Source organism: Pseudarthrobacter polychromogenes, assembly GCF_014644495.1.
In the GTDB taxonomy this organism is placed as follows: Bacteria; Actinomycetota; Actinomycetes; order Actinomycetales; family Micrococcaceae; genus Arthrobacter; species Arthrobacter polychromogenes.
Window position 1 is genome coordinate 1 of the sequence record NZ_BMKU01000004.1, and the last position, 1,005, is coordinate 1,005.

Here is a 1,005-nt window from a genome sequence, read left to right on the forward strand (position 1 = left end):
TGCATCATCCACTCATCAAAGTCCCCGGTCGTCCACTTCCACGGCCACTCGCCGGTGAAGCGATGGAAATCGCGGACTCGAGCCAAGCCGGCGGCCACGGACTTCGCCTTCAGATTCCGGCCTCCCCGCTGCTGCATCGCCCAGCCATCCAGCATGCCCTGGAAGACCGCTCCCTCCTCGTCCAGAAAAGAAATACCTGAAGCGAGATACAGAGACGCAGAGCCCATAGGGATACCCGAACCCCGCACTTGCCCTCCCATTCGTTGCACTATTCATGCATTCAATGCGAATCAGGGCCTTCAAGCAAGTCTTGTCCGCGAGATTACGGGGAGTCGCAAGCACTCACCCAGGCAAAAGAGCGCGCGCCGCGGCGGCTAAATTCGCATTTAACGGAAAAGCGCATATTAGACATGGTGCAGGCACCTGGTGGCCACGCCCCAGATGGTCAGCTCCGAGAGGGCGGGCACTCTGATGTCCGGATACTTTGGATTTTCCGCCTGCAGCACCACTCCCGTGGCAGTCAGGCGCAGGCGCTTCACGGTCAGTTCCCCGTCCAGCACGGCGATGACCACCGACCCGTCCTTCGGTTCCAGCGCCCTGTTGACGATCAGCTCATCACCGTCGCTGATGCCGGCGCGCTCCATGGAGTCTCCCGTCACCCGGACAACAAAGGTGCTGGTGATGTCCTTGATGAGGTGGGCGTTCAGGTCGATCCGGCCGTCAAAGTAGTCCTGCGCCGGCGAAGGGAACCCCGCGGCGACGGGCACCGGCGAGATCAGCACCGAGAACAATGAGGCGCCCGCATCTATCACGCGGGGACCGATAATAACGCCCACAACACACCCTTATTCGAATATATGTTCGATTACTTCAGTGTAGTCCCTGCCTCTGACAAAGCCATCCCTGCCGTATTGCAGGCTGGAAAACCGTGCTGACCGCCGCCGTCGTACCTTGGCAGGCAGCAGCGCTGCCGCACCTGACGGAGGCGGACCCTTTAAATACAGG

The 1,005-nt window shown here is 60.4% G+C and carries 1 protein-coding gene and 1 pseudogene; both read right to left on the reverse strand.

What is annotated here, in order from left to right; genetic code table 11:
- A pseudogene (locus IEX43_RS20225) lies at nt 1-227 on the reverse strand (tyrosine-type recombinase/integrase); the annotation flags it as partial.
- 177 nt (nt 228-404) lie between these two features.
- Nucleotides 405-836 carry a LexA family protein gene (locus IEX43_RS07580; RefSeq protein ID WP_188809791.1) on the reverse strand — a complete coding sequence of 144 codons (432 nt, stop codon included), beginning with the start codon at nt 834-836 and terminating at the stop codon, nt 405-407.
- Nucleotides 837-1,005: the final 169 nt, after the last annotated feature.